Raw genomic sequence first — 3,789 nt, forward strand, 5'->3', positions numbered from 1 at the left:
TAGTTACTGCAATCAATGCCTTGCTTTCATCCATTTTTCCTACGCCTAAATAGAGTACCTAATTAATGGAATTGGTATAATCGTATTGCTACCGTCTATAAATATGGAGATAAAAATGAACAAACAGTTAACCATCTCTTCTTTGTTATTAGCGAGCTGTTTTGCATTGCCAATAAACGCTGCAGAAGTCGATCATACATATAATATTAATTATATTAATGATGCTCCTGTTCTTAACGGTCAGGGAGTGGATAAAGCTTGGGAAAAAGCGAACCCGTTAATTGATTTTACCTTTCCTTGGCGCGCAGATCCGGCTCCAGCGACAGAGTTTCGCGCATTATGGAATGATAAAGCCATCTATTTCCGTTATGTCGTTGCAGATAATAATCTATCTATCGGCCGTAGCGCAGAGCGTGGTGTTTTAGATTCTGACCGTGTTGAACTGTTTTTAGCTAAAGATCCACAGTTATCAACTTATTACACGCTGGAAATTGATGCACAAGCACAGGCCTACAGTGCGATTGCTTCTTATAGTGTGAACCTTAAAAAGCGCACTTCGCTTGTTGATAGCTGGGACTGGGGAAGTGTCGAAAAATATGCATCAGTGACCGCTAATGGCTATATTGTTGAAGCAAAAATACCACTGGATAAGATTTCAGAATTAGGACTTTGGCAGAATAACGAAAAAACCCAATTACTGTGTGCATTAATGCGAGCGGAATTTACGCCATTAGAGGATGGCAGTATTGATATGGGCTGGATGACCTGGGTTGATCCGAAAACAGCAAAGCCTAACTTCCACAATCCTGGGACATTCGGCAAGTGTAATCTTGTTAAGTAGGAAAATGTTGTAAAACAGGCATAACACTCTTCATTATCTTTTCCGCCTATAATATCTATTTTTATGGGCGGCCTTTCTTTGCAACTTCATTAAGCAATTACCCAGTTAGATAACACTTAAATTCTGAATGAGTTAATGGAATTGCCCTTATATTTGGAAGAAAATAATATGACAAATAACTATTGTGTATCATCAGTAGCAAGTTTAGTGCTTTTATCTGCGAGTTTCGGGTTATCTGCATCAACAGAAGCACACAAAAATTCTGTTTATTGGGACGCTTACCTTGAATCGAGATCCGCTGGAACTGACTTGTACGACTCCTCTTTTCTGCCGGGTAATATCGATATTCTGACCAATTTTTCTTATGCGGGTTTTGAGCGGGGAGAAAAACCGATCCCGACATTAACGTCACCTTTTAATCAGGCAAAAAGCGATTTTGATTCAGCAACAGGTTATAAAGTTTTTAAGGTTGATGATTATGGTGCAGCTGCAGATAATAAAAAAAGTGATAAACAAGCCATAAAAAAAACTATTAAAGCTGCTGAAGATTATGTTTCATCAAATAAGGGAGCAGGAGCAATTATTTATTTTTCTGCCGGCCGATATTTAATTAACGAAAAGTCAGATATGCGGTTTATCAATGCGACAGATAAAGATGCCGTTGCTAACGAGCAGGTTATCAAAATTACTAAAAGTAATATTATCTTACGTGGTGCTGGGCAGGGTGAAACTGAATTGTTTATGTCTGAGTCATTGTACCCGATCGATAACAGCAAAATGTGGACAACACCACGTATATTATCATTTAGCGTTAAACGTGCAATATCAGCTCAAACGCCCGTGACTTCAGAAGTGATTTCCGGAACTACTAAATCGCTTCAAGTTAAATCATCTGACCATTATAAAGTTGCTGACTGGATAAGGTTGAATAGCGTAATCACTCGCCATGAAGTGATAGAGAAAGAGGTGGCTCCTTATAAACTGGAAAAATCATGGACAGCGTTAAATAGCGGACTTAAAATTCATGAATATCATCAGATAAAATCAATCACTAAAAATAAGCTGACTTTTTATACTCCGATCCAGGTCAATATAGAGTCAGAAGACAGCTGGTCTATAGAGAAGCACCAGCCGCTTGAAAATGTCGGTCTAGAAGCGCTAACTATTCGTGGTAACTGGCAGGATAAGTTTAAACATCATCATCGCAGTGCTGACGGCACTATTCATGACAGTGCCTGGAGTCTGGTTGTATTTGCTAATGTTGTTAATTCATGGGTAAGGAAGGTTACCTTCGTTGATTTTAATGCTGCACTTCAGTTAAGGGATAGTGCATATTCTACAGTGAAAGATATCACTCTGAAGGGCAATAGCGGCCACCTCTCATTACAATTTACCGGATCATTTAATAATGTATCGATTAATGTTGATGATCAGTCTGCTACTTGGCATGCTCCAGGTTTTTCACATGCTTCTTCATCTAACGTGCACTTTAAAACGCAATTTAAAGGCGATACTTCATCAGATCTACATGGCGCGCAACCGCGTATTAATTTATTTGATAATGTTAAAGGTGGCTGGGTATACGGCCGTTGGGGAGCTGCGGTTTCCAATCAGCCAAACCATTTAAAAGGTCTGGTGTATTGGAACTTTGAAAATATCGGTAAGGCGGTCAAAGACTTTGAGCTTATGCGTAAAAATAACCGTTATGGGCGTCTTATTGCGCCTTATATGATCGGCAATCACGGTGCGCCGATCCATTTCGCCTCAATGAAACCTTATTCTGATTATACCCATTCCATTGCGGCTGCAGACTATCAGATAAAGCTTGCGGATCAGCCTCAAGCGATTCTGGAATCCGCAGGGCAGCCTGTCTATCCGCAATCTCTGTATCAGGCTCAGGTGAAGCTGCGTCTGGGTTATTTGCCACAATGGCTAAAGTAGCTGGAGAGTTTCCTGAAAGGGCATAAGTAAAGAGGGTGTGGCTGAGTCCATTAAGCCGCACCCTGATTGATTTTATAGCTGTTTAAACCTTCTCAGGCGTAATAGTGCCAGTAGAGATGTCAGGATAATCAGACTGCTTGAGCCGCCGCCACCACCGGGAGTTGGATCGGGGTCCGGAGTTGGATCGGGGTCCGGAGTTGGATCGGGATCAGGATTGCCTCCATTCTGGGTCAATATCAGATTAATTGATTCACCAAACATACTCTCAACATCAATAATGGTATTTCCATTTTGGTGCAGATAAGTGGCATCTGTGATATCCCATTCACCACTAACTTCAACTTGAATAGGAACAGCTATGGTCGCTTGATCATTCCCCTGAAGATTTAGTTCCGGTGATGCAATACTCAGATCAATTTGCAGCCCGTTAACCTTAGCCAGCAGCAGTGCAGTGGTGCTGACAGATTTAACTGGCCCCTGCGTAAATGTTGTACCTGCAAAGCTGCTGTAGCCATACAGGTTATTATCAATATCATGCAGAATCTGACCATTTTCATTGCTTTTGCTGCTCACAAATGCCGGATTGCTTTTCATCTTACTGGCAAATTCGGCCATTTCTGCCGGGGTGGTATTCATCACCATAACATATTGGTATTGCGCATTATCCGGCGCAACCCCGTGATCAATCCAGGCGGAAGAAAATTCACCGCTGGTCGGTGCTGTGGTTTTTTCATGGCGCGACTCTTGTGAGCCACGATTGACAGTTACCTGATCAGCTTCAAGTAGATAGTAGCCGACCCCGTTGTCATCAATCAGCCAGTCACCAGATGTCAGCTGTTTTGAAAAAACAGACTGTTTGTACTGCGTGCCATTGATCCAGACCCCTTGCGGATTATCGCCAATAGCAAGCTGGAACAGGGTTGTTTCAGTACGGTTAGCACCATCAGAATTACTGATCCCGTTACCGCTTAAAAAGAGTTTATCTTGAGCTGCCAGAACAAACTTTT

3 protein-coding genes are annotated in these 3,789 nt (G+C 41.7%); 2 read left to right on the forward strand and 1 reads right to left on the reverse strand.

Annotated features, from left to right (window positions below; translation table 11 throughout):
• Positions 1-115 precede the first annotated feature (115 nt).
• Both AC4GME_RS17930 and AC4GME_RS17935 read left to right on the forward strand, forming a co-directional pair.
• Entirely contained in the window at positions 116-841 is a 726-nt protein-coding gene (locus tag AC4GME_RS17930; RefSeq protein WP_490379949.1) for a carbohydrate-binding family 9-like protein, read from the forward strand.
• Between the two features lie 168 nt (positions 842-1,009).
• Entirely contained in the window at positions 1,010-2,782 is a 1,773-nt protein-coding gene (locus AC4GME_RS17935; protein ID WP_490378059.1) for a DUF4955 domain-containing protein, read from the forward strand.
• Between the two features lie 72 nt (positions 2,783-2,854).
• Here AC4GME_RS17935 and AC4GME_RS17940 read toward each other — a convergent pair.
• Positions 2,855-3,789: polysaccharide lyase family 8 super-sandwich domain-containing protein (locus tag AC4GME_RS17940; RefSeq protein WP_490379950.1), on the reverse strand; the 935-nt coding region annotated here is incomplete at its 5' end.

Source organism: Psychromonas sp. (genome assembly GCF_983033635.1).